The sequence below is a fragment of the Streptomyces sp. NPDC001204 genome, assembly GCF_053598035.1.
Window position 1 is genome coordinate 134,809 of sequence record NZ_JBSFJL010000005.1, and the last position, 13,782, is coordinate 148,590.

General features: G+C 71.3%; 15 protein-coding genes. 12 read left to right on the top strand and 3 right to left on the bottom strand.

The annotated features are described in order from the left end of the window. The first annotated feature begins 406 nt into the window (after nt 1-406). The 4 genes from ACWC91_RS09390 (at nt 407) to ACWC91_RS09405 (ending at nt 4,016) form a co-directional block, all read left to right on the top strand. Complete coding sequence (locus ACWC91_RS09390) at nt 407-1,060, top strand: response regulator transcription factor (protein ID WP_028424348.1); 654 nt, start codon at nt 407-409, stop codon at nt 1,058-1,060. Between the two features lie 6 nt (nt 1,061-1,066). Next, nucleotides 1,067-2,314 carry a sensor histidine kinase gene (locus ACWC91_RS09395; protein WP_388478441.1) on the top strand — a complete coding sequence of 416 codons (1,248 nt, stop codon included), beginning with the start codon at nt 1,067-1,069 and terminating at the stop codon, nt 2,312-2,314. Between the two features lie 393 nt (nt 2,315-2,707). Beyond that, nucleotides 2,708-3,004 (top strand): DUF4193 domain-containing protein, encoded by a 297-nt coding sequence (locus ACWC91_RS09400; RefSeq protein ID WP_003997302.1) that lies wholly within the window; start codon nt 2,708-2,710, stop codon nt 3,002-3,004. A 13-nt stretch (nt 3,005-3,017) separates the two neighbouring features. Beyond that, a complete protein-coding gene (locus ACWC91_RS09405) occupies nt 3,018-4,016 on the top strand; it encodes a hypothetical protein (RefSeq protein WP_450640144.1) in 999 nt (332 codons plus the stop codon). Between the two features lie 45 nt (nt 4,017-4,061). Here ACWC91_RS09405 and ACWC91_RS09410 read toward each other — a convergent pair whose 3' ends face one another. After that, nucleotides 4,062-4,538, bottom strand: coding sequence for a DUF3093 domain-containing protein (locus ACWC91_RS09410; protein ID WP_376502329.1), 477 nt, complete (start codon nt 4,536-4,538; stop codon nt 4,062-4,064). Between the two features lie 57 nt (nt 4,539-4,595). Between ACWC91_RS09410 and ACWC91_RS09415 the strand changes: the two genes are divergently transcribed. From ACWC91_RS09415 to ACWC91_RS09450, 8 genes are all read left to right on the top strand, one after another. Beyond that, the gene (locus ACWC91_RS09415; RefSeq protein ID WP_225075875.1) at nt 4,596-5,180 is read left to right on the top strand and encodes a PaaI family thioesterase; all 585 of its coding nucleotides are present in this window, start codon (nt 4,596-4,598) and stop codon (nt 5,178-5,180) included. Then, the gene (gene dut / locus ACWC91_RS09420) at nt 5,177-5,728 is read left to right on the top strand and encodes a dUTP diphosphatase (RefSeq protein WP_225075874.1); all 552 of its coding nucleotides are present in this window, start codon (nt 5,177-5,179) and stop codon (nt 5,726-5,728) included. Before ACWC91_RS09415 ends, dut begins: the two co-directional genes overlap by 4 nt. 1 nt (nt 5,729) lies before the next feature. Continuing rightward, nucleotides 5,730-6,497 carry a DUF3710 domain-containing protein gene (locus ACWC91_RS09425; protein ID WP_225075873.1) on the top strand — a complete coding sequence of 256 codons (768 nt, stop codon included), beginning with the start codon at nt 5,730-5,732 and terminating at the stop codon, nt 6,495-6,497. 193 nt (nt 6,498-6,690) lie between these two features. Then, nucleotides 6,691-7,383 (top strand): ABC transporter ATP-binding protein, encoded by a 693-nt coding sequence (locus tag ACWC91_RS09430; protein WP_225075872.1) that lies wholly within the window; start codon nt 6,691-6,693, stop codon nt 7,381-7,383. Between the two features lie 277 nt (nt 7,384-7,660). Beyond that, nucleotides 7,661-10,204, top strand: a complete 2,544-nt coding sequence (locus tag ACWC91_RS09435) for an ATP-binding protein (protein WP_450640141.1) — start codon at nt 7,661-7,663, stop codon at nt 10,202-10,204. Beyond that, nucleotides 10,201-10,884, top strand: coding sequence for a response regulator (locus ACWC91_RS09440; RefSeq protein WP_225075870.1), 684 nt, complete (start codon nt 10,201-10,203; stop codon nt 10,882-10,884). Before ACWC91_RS09435 ends, ACWC91_RS09440 begins: the two co-directional genes overlap by 4 nt. Before the next feature lie 41 nt (nt 10,885-10,925). After that, on the top strand, nt 10,926-11,324 hold the full coding sequence (locus tag ACWC91_RS09445; RefSeq protein ID WP_141357534.1) for an OB-fold nucleic acid binding domain-containing protein: 399 nt from the start codon (nt 10,926-10,928) through the stop codon (nt 11,322-11,324). A gap of 3 nt (nt 11,325-11,327) precedes the next feature. Continuing rightward, complete coding sequence (locus tag ACWC91_RS09450; protein WP_225075869.1) at nt 11,328-12,095, top strand: DUF3159 domain-containing protein; 768 nt, start codon at nt 11,328-11,330, stop codon at nt 12,093-12,095. Nucleotides 12,096-12,221: 126 nt separating this feature from the next. Here ACWC91_RS09450 and ACWC91_RS09455 read toward each other — a convergent pair whose 3' ends face one another. Both ACWC91_RS09455 and ACWC91_RS09460 read right to left on the bottom strand, forming a co-directional pair. Further along, a complete protein-coding gene (locus tag ACWC91_RS09455; protein WP_141357530.1) occupies nt 12,222-12,890 on the bottom strand; it encodes a potassium channel family protein in 669 nt (222 codons plus the stop codon). Further along, complete coding sequence (locus ACWC91_RS09460; protein WP_225075868.1) at nt 12,890-13,561, bottom strand: potassium channel family protein; 672 nt, start codon at nt 13,559-13,561, stop codon at nt 12,890-12,892. The genes ACWC91_RS09455 and ACWC91_RS09460 overlap by 1 nt, the downstream gene beginning before the upstream one ends. Nucleotides 13,562-13,782: the final 221 nt, after the last annotated feature.

A 13,782-nucleotide genomic window follows, 5' to 3' on the forward strand; every position in this document is an offset into this window, starting at 1 on the left:
GGGTCGGTGGGTCGGTGGCACGGGGGTGTGCCGTTCGGAAGGGGCGATCACGTCTCAGCAGGTGCCCGGCGCTGCCCGACCGGGCGGCGACGGCGCTGGACACCCACACCCACTCTGCGGAAGCGGATCGCGGAGTACCGCATGGTGCTGCGGCACATGCAGAGCGTGATCGCGGGGTGTAAACCCGTCCTCCCCCGACTCCTCGCGGCGGAAACCTCGACCGGACAAGAAAATTCGGGATTCGCGCCCCCTTCGCCCGCCGCTCGCCTCTCGTCCACCGGCCGCTTCCACGGCTTACCGCCGACTTACGGCCGAAAAGGGCAGGATGGAAGCACACACTCACGAAGACCCCTGCCGGCGTGCGCCCCGAGCGGCGCTACGCGGGTGGACACAGGAAGGACAAGACGTGCGCGTACTCGTCGTCGAGGACGAGCAGCTGCTCGCCGATGCGGTGGCCACCGGACTGCGCCGGGAGGCCATGGCCGTCGACGTCGTGTACGACGGCGCGGCCGCCCTGGAGCGCATCGGAGTCAACGACTACGACGTGGTCGTCCTCGACCGGGACCTCCCGCTGGTGCACGGCGACGACGTCTGCCGCAAGATCGTCGAGCTGGGCATGCCCACGCGCGTCCTGATGCTCACCGCCTCCGGCGACGTCAGCGACCGTGTCGAGGGCCTGGAGATCGGCGCCGACGACTACCTGCCCAAGCCCTTCGCGTTCAGCGAGCTGACGGCACGCGTGCGAGCCCTGGGCCGGCGTACCAGCGTGCCCCTGCCGCCCGTCCTGGAGCGCGCCGGGATCAAGCTCGACCCCAACCGCCGCGAGGTCTTCCGCGACGGCAGGGAGGTCCAGCTGGCGCCGAAGGAGTTCGCGGTCCTGGAGGTCCTCATGCGCAGCGAGGGCGCCGTGGTCTCCGCGGAGCAGCTGCTGGAGAAGGCCTGGGACGAGAACACCGACCCGTTCACCAACGTCGTGCGCGTCACGGTGATGACCCTGCGGCGCAAGCTCGGTGAGCCCCCGGTGATCGTCACCGTGCCCGGCTCCGGCTACCGGATCTGATCCGCCGTGGCCGCGACCCCGGCGCCGCCCCAGGCGCCCCCGAAACCCACCTGGGACCCCAGAAGGCCGGAGCCGGCCTTCCCGTGGCTGCGCCCGACCATCCGGATACGGCTGACGCTGCTGTACGGCGGCATGTTCCTGATCGCCGGCATCCTGCTGCTGTCGATCATCTACCTGCTCGCCGCACAGGCCCTGCGCACCGGCAACCAACCGCTGTTCAAGATCGTCGACTTCAACGCCCTGAGGGTCACCAGCACCGACTGTCCGGGCGTCGACAACGGCAACCTGTCGCTGTCGGAGTTCAACGCCGCGATCAGCGCCTGCATCGACCACCAGCGCCAGGCCGCCCTGGACAGCCTGCTCAGCCGCTCGCTCCTCGCCCTGCTCGGCCTCGCCGTGATCGCCTTCGCGTTCGGCTACGCGATGGCCGGCCGCGTGCTGTCCCCGCTCGGCCGGATCACCCGCACCGCCCGCGCCGTGGCCGGCTCCGACCTGTCCCGGCGGATCGAGCTGGACGGCCCGGACGACGAGCTGAAGGAGCTCGCGGACACCTTCGACGACATGCTGGAGCGGCTGCAGCGGGCCTTCACCGCCCAGCAGCGCTTCGTCGGCAACGCCTCGCACGAGCTGCGCACACCGCTCGCGATCAACCGCACGCTTTTGGAGGTGCAGCTCTCCGACCCGCACGCGCCGATGGAGCTCCAGCAGCTCGGCAAGACCCTGCTGGCCACCAACGAGCGCAGCGAACAGCTCGTCGAGGGCCTGCTGCTGCTCGCCCGAAGCGACAACCAGATCGTCGAGCGCAAGCCGGTGGACCTCGCCGAGGTCGCCTCGCAGGCCATCGACCAGGTGCACGGGGAGGCGGAGGCCAAGGGGGTCGAGATCCGCGGTGAGCGCAAGCCGGCGGTCGTCCAGGGCAACGGGGTGCTGCTGGAGCGGATCGCCCTGAACCTGGTGCAGAACGCGGTGCGGTACAACGTGGCCGAGGAGGGATGGGTGGAGGTCGTCACGGACGTCCAGCACGGTCAGGCGATCCTCGTCGTCGCGAACACCGGACCGGTCGTCCCGGCGTACGAGATCGACAACCTCTTCGAGCCGTTCAGACGGCTGCGCACCGAGCGCACCGGCAGTGACAAGGGCGTCGGCCTGGGCCTGTCCATCGCCCGCTCCGTGGCGAGGGCGCACGGCGGGCACATTTCGGCCCAGCCGCGTGAGGGGGGTGGGCTCGTGATGCGGGTGGCCCTGCCGATCTGAGATCATTGCGCCGACACGCGGGGATGTTCGCTTTGCGCGGAAATTCCCGGGGCCGTTCCCGGCCTCACCGTGTGTGATCGATCACATGGGCGGTTTTCCAGCCATCTACTCTCCGTGGCCACGCGAGCCTTGTAAATGCCGGAAAAATCCCGGTTTTCAGGGGGCATGATCACGGGAAGTACACGGTGAGACCGCTTTGGAGCGGGGCATCCGGACCGTGTACGGTCCCGATCGCCATCCAAGCCGATCACTCTTGAGGAGTGCGGTTGGGTGTCGATTGAGTAACAGACCTTGATGTGAGGCAAAATCTCCGCCTCAGGTCGGGCACAAGTCCGGCCTCTCACGCGTTACGTGCGCTGGAGACACCGCATACACCCAGAGGGGGAGAGCGACATGGCAACCGATTACGACACCCCACGCAAGACCGACGACGACGTCGACTCGGACAGCCTGGAAGAGCTGAAGGCCAGGCGGAATGACAAGTCGACCTCCTCCGTGGACGTCGACGAGTTCGAGGCCGCCGAAGGCCTGGAGCTGCCCGGCGCGGACCTCTCGAACGAGGAACTGGCCGTCCGGGTGCTGCCCAAGCAGCAGGACGAGTTCACCTGCATGAGCTGCTTCCTGGTGCACCACCGCAGCCAGCTGGCCCGCGAGAAGAACGGTCAGCCGATCTGCCGCGACTGCGACTGAGGCAGGGTCGGCCGTGACTGGCTCGACCCCTCCTTGGAAGCGCCGCACCCCCAGCGGGGGAGCGGACTCGGGGCCGTCCGACGGCTCCCACGGCGCGCGTGACGACGAGCGAGGGCCATCCCGTACATCCGACCCGAACGGATCGGCGGGATCGCCCGTGCTCGCATCGGTCTCCGGGCGCGGTGACCCCGCCGTCCCGGCGGGTGGATCCGCGCCCGTGGCCCGGCGGCAGGCCGCGGCGATCCGGCACCGGGCCCGGAAGGCCGGGCAGGCGGCCAGAGACGGCGCCCGCGTGAGCGGAGGCCACGCCAGGGCGGCCCTCTCGTACCTCACCGACCGCGTCATCGACATGGCCCCGCGGATCCCCGTACGGGACCTCACCACGCTGCGCCGGCAGTTCCCGGGCCTCGGGCCCGAACAGCTCGCGGACAAGCTGGTGGCGGGTGCGGCGGGCGCCTCCTCCACGGTCGGAGCGGGCGTCGGGGCCGCGGCGATGCTGCCGGTACCGCCCGCGATGCCGACCCAGCTGGCCGCGGAGGTCACCGGAGTCGCGGCGATCGAACTCAAGCTGATCGCGGAACTCCACGAGGTGTACGGGGTGCGGCCCCCCGGAAGTCTGAAGGCCCGCAGTACCGCGTATCTGAACGTCTGGTCGCACGAGCGCCGGATCGACGTGCGGAATCCGTCGACGATCGACATCGCCCTCGGGGGCAGGATGAGGCGCCAGCTGCGCCGGCAGATCATGAAGCGGACGGCGCGGGGCCTGCCCAAGCTGACGCCCTTCATGGTGGGCGCCGCGGCCGGTGCCGTCATGAACCGGCGCGAGACCAGAAGGCTCGCCGCCCGCATCCGCTCCGACCTGCGCAAGATCCAGGTCCCGTGGGACGAACTGCCCCCGCTGCCGCCCCTGGAGAAGCCCGGGCGTCCACTGCCGCTCCAGGACGCCGGCGACGGCTCCGACGGGGTTGAAGGCCCCGACACCACTGGAGGCTCCGGGGACCCCGGGAGCTGACGAGCCCCGCCCGGGAACACCCGTACGGGGCCGTGCGGCCCCCGGCTACGCGGCCTCGGGCTCCACGGCCGCCCGGGCCGCGCTCAGCGCCTGGGCCAGCCGCTCCGGCTCCCGCGTCGACAGGTACAGGTAGGGCGTGGGGTCCTCGGGGTCGGTGACCATGACCCGCAGCGCCCCGGGAACGTAGGCGCGCAGCAGCAGGAAGGCGCGGGTGTCGGCCTTGTGGGTGCGCCAGGCGCGCGCCTCCTCCGCGTCCAGCACCTCCGCCTCGCCGAGCGCCGTGACCGGGATCTTCGCCTCGCCCGCGATCAGCAGACCGCCCACGACCCGGATGCGCGGCGAGCCGTAGGAGCTCACCACGACCGCCGCCGCCGCGGTGCCGCCGACCAGGCCGCCCAGCATCGGCAGGGTGCCGAAGGGGAGCAGGATCAGGGCGCAGGAGATGCCCATCAGAAGGCTGATCAGCCACCAGGAACGGGGCGCGGTGAGGCGTTCTTCGTACGGCTGGGCGGAAAGCTGCATGAACCCAGCTTGGCACGGTGTCGGGCGCACGCCGACGCGCGGGTAAGGTCTGCGCCTGTGAGTGGTAGTTCCGCAGCTCTTCAGCCCCCGCCCGACGCCGTTGATCCGGTCCGGCACCCCGACGCCCCCGCGCCCGGCGAACTCCTCGGCTCGCACTACGCGGCGTGTTTCGGCTGCGGCGGGGAGCAGCCGCACGGACTGCACCTCCAGGCGCGGGCCGGCGAGGGTGTCCGCATCACCGCCGAGTTCACCGTGCAGCCCTCCCACCAGGGCGCGCCCGGCCTCGCCCACGGCGGGGTCCTCGCGACCGCCCTCGACGAGACCCTCGGCTCGCTGAACTGGCTGCTGCGGACGATCGCCGTGACCGGGCGGCTGGAGACGGACTACGTGCGCCCGGTGCCGGTCGGCACCACCCTGCACCTGGAGGCCGAGGTCACCGCGGTGGCCGGACGGAAGATCTACTCCAGGGCCACCGGACGCGTCGGCGGCCCCGACGGGCCGGTCGCCGTCCGCGCCGAGGCCCTTTTCGTCGAAGTCAAGGTCGACCACTTCGTCGATCACGGCCGCGACCGGGAGATCCAGGCCGCCATGAACGACCCGGACCAGGTCCGTCGCGTCCGCGCCTTCGAGGTGAACCCGTGAGCCGTGAGCCCCTGAACGTCCTGATCCGGCGTGTCGACGCCGACGTACCGCTTCCGGCGTACGCGCACCCCGGTGACGCGGGCGCCGATCTGCGCACCACCGTGGCGTGCGAACTGGCGCCGGGGGAGCGCGCCCTACTGCCCACGGGTGTGTCTGTCGCGCTCCCGGAGGGGTACGCGGCCTTCGTGCACCCGCGATCCGGACTCGCCGCCCGCTGCGGTGTCGCCCTCGTGAATGCCCCGGGGACGGTTGATGCCGGGTACCGTGGGGAGATCAAGGTGATCGTGGTGAATCTCGACCCGCGCGAGTCCGTGCGGTTCGAGCGCTTCGACCGGATTGCCCAACTGGTCGTCCAGCAGGTCGAGAGGGTCCGCTTCCAGGAGGTGGCGGAACTTCCCGGCTCGGCGCGGGCCGAGGGGGGCTTCGGGTCCACCGGCGGCCACGCCGCCGTGGACGGCGCGAGCGGCACGAACGGCCGGTCCGCCGTGGGTGGACCGGCGGGTGGGAATCGATACGCTTCGGTCGTATCCGACCGGGAAGGACAGTGACGTGTTCGGACGTCGCAAGAAGAAGGGTGCCGCCGAGGACGCGGCCGGCGAGGCCGAGCAGGTCGTCGACAGCGTCGACACCGAGGCGGACGTAGACGTGGAGGGCGAGCGCGAGCGTGTGAGGCTCGAGCCCGGACCGCGGCCCGACGGGCCCTGGGACGGCTCCGAGGTGCGCGAGCCGGCCGAGGGCCGTGTGGACCTCGGCGGCATGTTCGTGCCCGGCGTCGAGGGCATGGAGCTGCGGGTCGAGGTCGCGGGCGACGCGATCGTCGCGGCGACCGTCGTCCTGCACGACAGCGCCATCCAGTTGCAGGCCTTCGCCGCGCCCAAGCGCGAGGGCATCTGGGGCGAGGTGCGCGAGGAGATCGGCAGCGGCATCACCCAGCAGGGCGGCATCGTCGACGAGGTCGAGGGGCCGCTGGGCTGGGAGCTGCGCGCGCAGGTCCCGGTGCAGCTGCCGGACGGCACGGGCGGTTACCAGGTCGTGCGGTTCGTCGGCGTGGACGGTCCGCGCTGGTTCCTGCGCGGGGTGATCTCCGGGCAGGGCGCGGTGCAGCCGCAGGCGGCCGGAGTGCTCGAGCAGATCTTCCGGGACACGGTCGTGGTTCGCGGCGAGGGCCCGATGGCGCCCCGCGACCCGATCGTCCTGAAGCTGCCGAACGACGCGCAGATGGTGCCCGAGGGCGTCCAGCAGGACGAGGGCCAGTCCCGCTTCTCCGGCGGGATGGGCCAGCTCCAGCGCGGACCGGAGATCACCGAGGTCCGCTGAGAACGGTCACCGACAGGGCTCAGGGCCGTACCCTCCGGGGTGCGGCCCTCCGTTGTGCGCGGGCTTCCCGGCGGTCCCGGCCGGAAACCTTTGCGGACATCCGTGCGTTTGAATGGTGTTCGGATCTTGAAGGTACGGGCGCGGCTGGTGATACTGGCGCCCGGTCCACGGGGGACGGGAACGGGGAGGGCACATGAGCCAGGTGATCACCGAGACCATGGTGCGCGTCGAGGACGTCCACAAGTCGTACGGACAGGGGGCGGCAGCCGTGCACGCCCTGCGCGGAGTCTCCTTCGAGGTGCCGCGGGGCGAACTGGTCGCCCTCAAGGGCCGCTCCGGCTCCGGCAAGACCACGCTGCTCAACATCGTCGGCGGGCTCGACGAGCCGGACCGGGGACGGGTCCACGTCGAAGGCCGCGAACTGTCCGAACTCGGCGAGGACGGCCTCCTCGCCCTGCGCCGGGACCGCATCGGGTTCGTCTTCCAGTCCTTCGGGCTCATCCCGATCCTCACCGCCGCGGAGAACGTCGGCGTGCCGATGCGGCTGCGCCGCGCCGATCCGCGCGCCCGGGAGGAGCGCGTCGAGCTGCTGCTGTCCCTGGTCGGCCTCGCCGACCACGCCCGGCAGCGGCCCGGTGAGCTCTCCGGCGGCCAGCAGCAGCGCGTGGCCATCGCCCGCGCCCTCGCCAACGAGCCGGCGCTCCTGATAGCCGACGAGCCGACCGGCCAGCTCGACGCGGAGACCGGCCACGCCGTGATGGAACTGCTGCGCGCGGTCGTCCGCAGCGAGCGGGTCACCGCACTGGTCGCCACCCACGACGCGACCCTCCTGGACCTCGCCGACCGGGTTCTGGAGCTGCGCGACGGCAAGATCGTCGAATCGTGACGCCCTGGCGCCGTCTCACTGTCGCGTCGTGTCGTCGTGACGTCGCGTCGTCGTGACGCCGTGACGTCGTGACGTCGCGCGGTGACGCCGTGACGCGGCGCCTCGCGCCGTGACGCTGTGGCGCCCTCACGTCGTAAGCCGTGACGCCGTGCACGTCAGGGTTGCGTCAAAGACGGCCATCCGCCCCCGCGCGACCCCTTATGTCGCGAATATCGGCCGTAGGGTCGACGCGGCACACACACGGCATGCACAGCCGTGACGGGAAGACAATGGGGCCATGGGACGCGGCAAGCTACGGATCTACCTCGGTGCGGCACCGGGCGTCGGCAAGACGTACGCGATGCTGTCCGAGGCACACCGCCGGGTGGAGCGGGGCACCGACTGCGTCGTGGCGTTCGTCGAGCACCACGACCGGACGCGCACCGAGGTGATGCTGCACGGCCTGGAGCAGGTCCCCCGCAAGGAACTGGAGTACCGCGGGACCACCTTCACCGAGATGGACGTCGACGCCGCGCTGCGCCGCGCCCCGGCCGTCGCCCTGGTGGACGAGCTCGCCCACACCAACATCCCCGGCTCCCGCAACGCCAAGCGCTGGCAGGACGTGGAGGAACTGCTCGCGGCAGGCGTCGACGTCATCTCCACGGTCAACATCCAGCACCTGGAGTCCCTCGGCGACGTCGTCGAGTCGATCACGGGCATACGGCAGCGCGAGACCGTCCCGGACGAGGTGGTGCGGCGGGCCGACCAGATCGAGCTGGTCGACATGTCGCCGGAGGCCCTGCGCCGCCGGATGGCGCACGGCAACATCTACAAGCCGGAGAAGGTCGACGCCGCCCTGTCCAACTACTTCCGGCCCGGCAACCTCACCGCGCTGCGCGAACTCGCCCTGCTGTGGGTGGCCGACCGGGTCGACGAGTACCTCCAGCGCTACCGCAGCGAGCACCAGGTCTCCAGGATCTGGGGCTCGCGCGAGCGGATCGTGGTCGGCCTGACCGGCGGCCCCGAGGGGCGCACGCTGATCCGCCGGGCGGCCCGGCTGGCCGAGAAGGGCGCCGGAGGGGAGGTCATGGCCGTCTACATCGCCCGCAGCGACGGACTGACCTCCGCCTCCCCGAAGGAACTGACCGTCCAGCGCACCCTCGTGGAGGACCTGGGCGGCACCTTCCACCACGTCGTCGGCGACGACATACCGGCCGCGCTGCTCGACTTCGCCCGTGGGGTCAACGCCACCCAGATCGTGCTGGGCTCCTCGCGCCGCAAGACCTGGCAGTACGTGTTCGGACCGGGCGTGGGCGCCACGGTGGCCCGCGAGTCGGGCCCCGACCTCGACGTGCACATCGTCACCCACGGACAGGTCGCCAAGGGGCGGGGGCTGCCGGTGGCCCGCGGTGCCCGGCTCGGCCGCGCCCGGATCGTCTGGGGCTGGACGGTCGCGGTCGCCGGACCGGTGGTCCTCGCGCTGCTGCTGAACACCGGGGACATCGGCCTGGCCAACGACATGCTGCTGTTCCTGGCCCTGACGGTGGCCGCCGCCCTGCTGGGCGGGCTGCTGCCGGCGCTCGCCTCGGCAGCCGTCGGATCGTTTCTGCTGAACTACTACTACACCCCGCCCCTGCACTGGCTGACCATCGCCGACCCCAAGAACATCGTCGCCATCGCGATCTTCGTCGGGGTCGCCGTGTCCGTGGCCTCCGTGGTGGACCTCGCGGCCCGCCGCACCCACCAGGCCGCCCGGCTGCGCGCCGAGGCGGAGATACTGTCGTTCCTCGCGGGCAGCGTGCTGCGCGGCGAGACCAGCCTGGAAGCGCTCCTGGAGCGGGTCCGCGAGACCTTCGGCATGGAGTCGGTGGCGCTGCTCGAACGGCAGAGCGACGTGGACCCCTGGACCTGCGCCGGCCGCGTGGGCACGGGCGGACCGCTCCAGCGCCCGGAGGACGCCGACGTGGACATGCCCGTCGGCGACCACATGGCGCTGGCGCTGACCGGACGGGTGCTGCCCGCCTCCGACCGCCGGGTGCTGGCCGCCTTCGCCGCCCAGGCCGCCGTCGTCCTGGAGCGCCGGCGCCTCCAGGAGGAGGCCGACCAGGCGCGCGCCCTCGCGGAGGGCAACCGCATCCGCACCGCCCTGCTCGCCGCCGTCAGCCACGATCTGCGCACGCCGCTCGCCGGGATCAAGGCCGCCGTCTCCTCGCTCAGGTCCGAGGACGTCGAGTGGTCCGAGGAGGACCGCGCGGAACTGCTCCAGGGCATCGAGGAGGGCGCCGACCGGCTCGACCACCTCGTGGGCAACCTGCTGGACATGTCCCGCCTCCAGACCGGCACGGTCACCCCGCTGATCCGCGAGATCGACCTCGACGAGGTGGTGCCGATGGCGCTGGGCGGGGTGCCCGAGGGCAGCGCGCACCTGGACATCCCGGAGTCCCTGCCGATGGTCGCCGTCGACCCCGGGCTGCTGGAGCGCGCGGTCGCCAACCTGGTGGAGAACGCCGTGAAGTACAGTCCGCCGGACGAGCCGGTGCTGGTGTCCGCCAGCGCCATGGCCGACCGGGTCGAGGTCCGGGTCGTCGACCGAGGACCGGGCGTCCCGGACGAGGCCAAGGAGCGGATCTTCGAGCCGTTCCAGCGGCACGGCGACGCCCCGCGCGGAGCCGGCGTCGGCCTCGGCCTCGCCGTGGCGCGCGGCTTCGCCGAGGCCATGGGCGGCACGCTCAACGCCGAGGACACACCCGGCGGCGGTCTGACGATGGTCCTCACCCTGCGGGCCGCGAAGAGCCTTCGCGTCCCCGCACGACTCGCCGAACCAGAAAGGCAAACCACATGACGCGGGTGCTGGTGGTCGACGACGAGCCGCAGATCGTGCGCGCCCTCGTGATCAACCTCAAGGCACGCAAGTACGAGGTCGACGCCGCCTCCGACGGCCGGAGCGCCCTCGACCTCGCCGCCTCCCGCCACCCCGACGTGGTCGTCCTCGACCTCGGCCTGCCCGACATGGACGGCGTCGAGGTGATCAGGGGCCTGCGCGGCTGGACCCGGGTGCCGATCCTGGTGCTGTCCGCCCGCCACTCCTCCGACGAGAAGGTCCAGGCGCTGGACGCGGGCGCCGACGACTACGTCACCAAGCCCTTCGGCATGGACGAGCTGCTGGCCCGGCTGCGGGCCGCCGTCCGCCGCGCCGAGCCCGTGGGGAACGGCGAGGACGGCGTGCTGGTGGAGACCGAGGACTTCACCGTCGACCTGGCCGCGAAGAAGGTCAACCGGGGCGGCAAGGACGTGCGGCTCACCCCGACCGAATGGCATCTGCTGGAGGTGCTGGTGCGCAACACCGGCCGGCTCGTCAGCCAGAAGCAGCTCCTCCAGGAGGTGTGGGGGCCGTCGTACGGCACGGAGACGAACTATCTGCGCGTGTACATGGCACAGCTGCGCAGGAAACTGGAGGCCGACCCCTCGCACCCCAAGCACTTCGTCACGGAGCCGGGGATGGGCTACCGCTTCGAGAAGTGAGCGGTTACGTCGCCCTCGGGGTGCCCCGGTACGCTTCAGACATGAGTGCTGTTCCTCGTTCCGAAAAGCCGGCGGGCCGGTTCCGGCGCATGCTCGACCGGCTCTCCTCGTCGCAGGAGGACCTGGAGTCCGAGGAACTGCGGGAGGACGCCGAGACCGCCGGCTGTACGCGGATCGGCGACTGCACCGACCGGCAGATCGTCACGGTTACTGGTACCTTGCGCACGGTCACCCTGCGTCCACGTGCCGGAGTCCCGGCCCTGGAGGCCGAGTTGTTCGACGGCACGGCCGCCCTGGACGTGGTGTGGCTCGGCAGGCGCTCCATCGTCGGTATAGAACCGGGGCGCAGGCTGATCGCATCGGGCCGGATCTCGATGAGCCGGGGCCGCCGGGTGCTGTTCAACCCCAAGTACGAACTGCGACCCCTCGGACGGGAGTAGCCGGTGACGTCACTCGACAAGCCGACCCAGAACACGACTGCCGAAGACGATGCCCGGGCGGTGACGGAGGCCGCGCTGTTCGAGGCGTTCGGCGGGGTGCGGGGCATGGTCGAGACGGTGCTGCCCGGCCTGCTCTTCGTCACCATCTTCACGATCAACAAGGACCTGCACTGGTCGGCGATCGCCGCGCTGGTCGTGTCGCTGCTGCTGGTCGTGGTCCGGCTCGCGATGCGGGACACCGTCAAGCACGCCTTCAGCGGTGTCTTCGGCGTCGCCTTCGGTGTCGTCTTCGCGATGATGACCGGCAACGCCAAGGACTTCTACCTGCCGGGCATGCTCTACACGCTGGGCCTGGCCGTGGCGTACATCGTGACCACGCTGGCCGGGGTCCCGCTGATCGGCCTGATGCTCGGACCGGTCTTCAAGGAGAACCTCTCCTGGCGCACCCGCAACCCGGGCCGCAAGAAGGCCTACGCCAAGGCGAGCTGGGCCTGGGGCCTGATCCTGCTCGCCAAGTGCGCGATCCTCTTCCCGCTGTACTGGTGGGCCGACACCACGAAGTTCGGCTGGGTCCTGATCACGCTCAAGATCCCGCCGTTCCTGCTGGCGGTCTGGCTGACCTGGGTCTTCCTGGCGAAGGCGCCCGCGCCCATCGACGTGTTCGCGGAGATGGAGGCGGAGGAGAAGGCTGAGGAGGAGCGCAAGGCGGCCCTGGAACAGGAGGAGCCCGGCGAGGCACCGGCCGCCGGCCGTCACCGCCGCCAGAGCTGAGCACCGCCGCCAGACCTGAGCAACGCCCGTACGAACGGCGAGGGGCGCCCGGATCTCCGGGCGCCCCTCGCCCGTATGCGGGCGTCGGTACGCTTACCGGGCGCCCCACGCCGTTCGTACCGGGCGTCAGCGTTCCCGGCGGACCGACAGCAGGTCCTCCAACTGCTCCTCACGGGCCTGAGCGGCCACGAACAGCAGCTCGTCACCCGGCTCCAGGGAGTCCTCCCGGGACGGCGTGAGCACCCGGGTGCCGCGGATGATGGTGACCAGCGAGGTGTCCTCGGGCCACTCCACGTCCCCGACCTGGGTGCCGGCCAGCGCCGACTCCTCCGGCAGGGTCAGCTCCACGAGGTTGGCGTCGCCGTGGCTGAAGCGCAGCAGCCGGACCAGGTCGCCGACGCTCACCGCCTCCTCGACCAGCGCGGACATCAGACGCGGGGTGGACACCGCCACGTCCACGCCCCAGGACTCGTTGAACAGCCACTCGTTCTTCGGGTTGTTCACGCGGGCCACCACCCGCGGCACGCCGTACTCCGTCCTCGCCAGCAGGGAGACGACCAGGTTCACCTTGTCGTCGCCCGTCGCGGCGATCACCACGTTGCAGCGCTGAAGCGCCGCCTCGTCCAGCGAGGTGATCTCGCAGGCGTCGGCCAGCAGCCACTCGGCCTGCGGCACGCGCTCGACCGAGATGGCGGTCGGCGCCTTGTCGATGAGAAGGACCTCGTGGCCGTTCTCCAGCAGCTCGCCCGCGATCGAGCGACCGACCGCGCCGGCACCGGCAATGGCGACCCTCATCAGTGACCGCTCTCCTCTTCCGGGCCCTCGGCGAACGCCGCCTCGACCTTCTCCACGTCGTCCGTCCGCATCATCACGTGCACCAGGTCGCCCTCCTGGAGCACCGTCTGCGAGCTCGGCAGGATCGCCTCGCCGAGGCGGGTCAGGAACGCCACCCGGACGCCCGTCTCCTCCTGGAGCGTGCTGATCTTGTGGCCCACCCACTTCGGGGAGGCGTGCACCTCGGCGAGCTGGACGCCGCCGGTGGGGTCGCGCCACAGCGGCTCGGCGCCCGAGGGCAGCAGCCGGCGGAGCATCTGGTCGGCCGTCCAGCGGACCGTGGCCACGGTCGGGATGCCCAGGCGCTGGTACACCTCGGCGCGGCGAGGGTCGTAGATACGGGCCGCGACGTTCTGCACGCCGAACATCTCGCGGGCCACCCGCGCGGAGATGATGTTCGAGTTGTCGCCGCTGGAGACGGCCGCGAAGGCACCGGCCTCCTCGATGCCCGCCTCGCGCAGGGTGTCCTGGTCGAAGCCGATCCCGGTGACCCGGCGGCCACCGAACCCGGGGCCCAGCCGGCGGAAGGCGGTGGGGTCCTGGTCGATCACGGCGACCGTGTGCCCCTGTTGCTCCAGGGTCTGGGCGAGAGCGGAACCCACTCTCCCGCAGCCCATGATGACGATGTGCACGACCGTCCTTCCGATGTCAATAGCGACTGCTCAGTCCCATCAGGGTCTCAGACAGAGGGACAAGCTACACATGCCCGGTTCGGGGCGGGCACCCTCCTACCGCATCCTTAACGCCTCCGCCGTGGGCGGCGTCTCACCCGGCCGCGAAGGGCCGGCGCCGAGTGATGCTGCGCACGCTGCGCAGGGTCAGGAATCCGAGGCCGGGCAACGCGGCGGCGGCA

What these genes read in the sequence shown, in the direction of transcription:
- ACWC91_RS09400 (WP_003997302.1), top strand. Translation starts at nt 2,708, where the DNA reads ATGGCAACCGATTACGACACCCCACGCAAGACCGACGACGACGTCGAC.
- ACWC91_RS09410 (WP_376502329.1), bottom strand. Translation starts at nt 4,538, where the DNA reads ATGCAGCTTTCCGCCCAGCCGTACGAAGAACGCCTCACCGCGCCCCGT.
- ACWC91_RS09430 (WP_225075872.1), top strand. Translation starts at nt 6,691, where the DNA reads ATGAGCCAGGTGATCACCGAGACCATGGTGCGCGTCGAGGACGTCCAC.
- ACWC91_RS09435 (WP_450640141.1), top strand. Translation starts at nt 7,661, where the DNA reads ATGGGACGCGGCAAGCTACGGATCTACCTCGGTGCGGCACCGGGCGTC.
- ACWC91_RS09440 (WP_225075870.1), top strand. Translation starts at nt 10,201, where the DNA reads ATGACGCGGGTGCTGGTGGTCGACGACGAGCCGCAGATCGTGCGCGCC.
- ACWC91_RS09445 (WP_141357534.1), top strand. Translation starts at nt 10,926, where the DNA reads ATGAGTGCTGTTCCTCGTTCCGAAAAGCCGGCGGGCCGGTTCCGGCGC.
- ACWC91_RS09455 (WP_141357530.1), bottom strand. Translation starts at nt 12,890, where the DNA reads ATGAGGGTCGCCATTGCCGGTGCCGGCGCGGTCGGTCGCTCGATCGCG.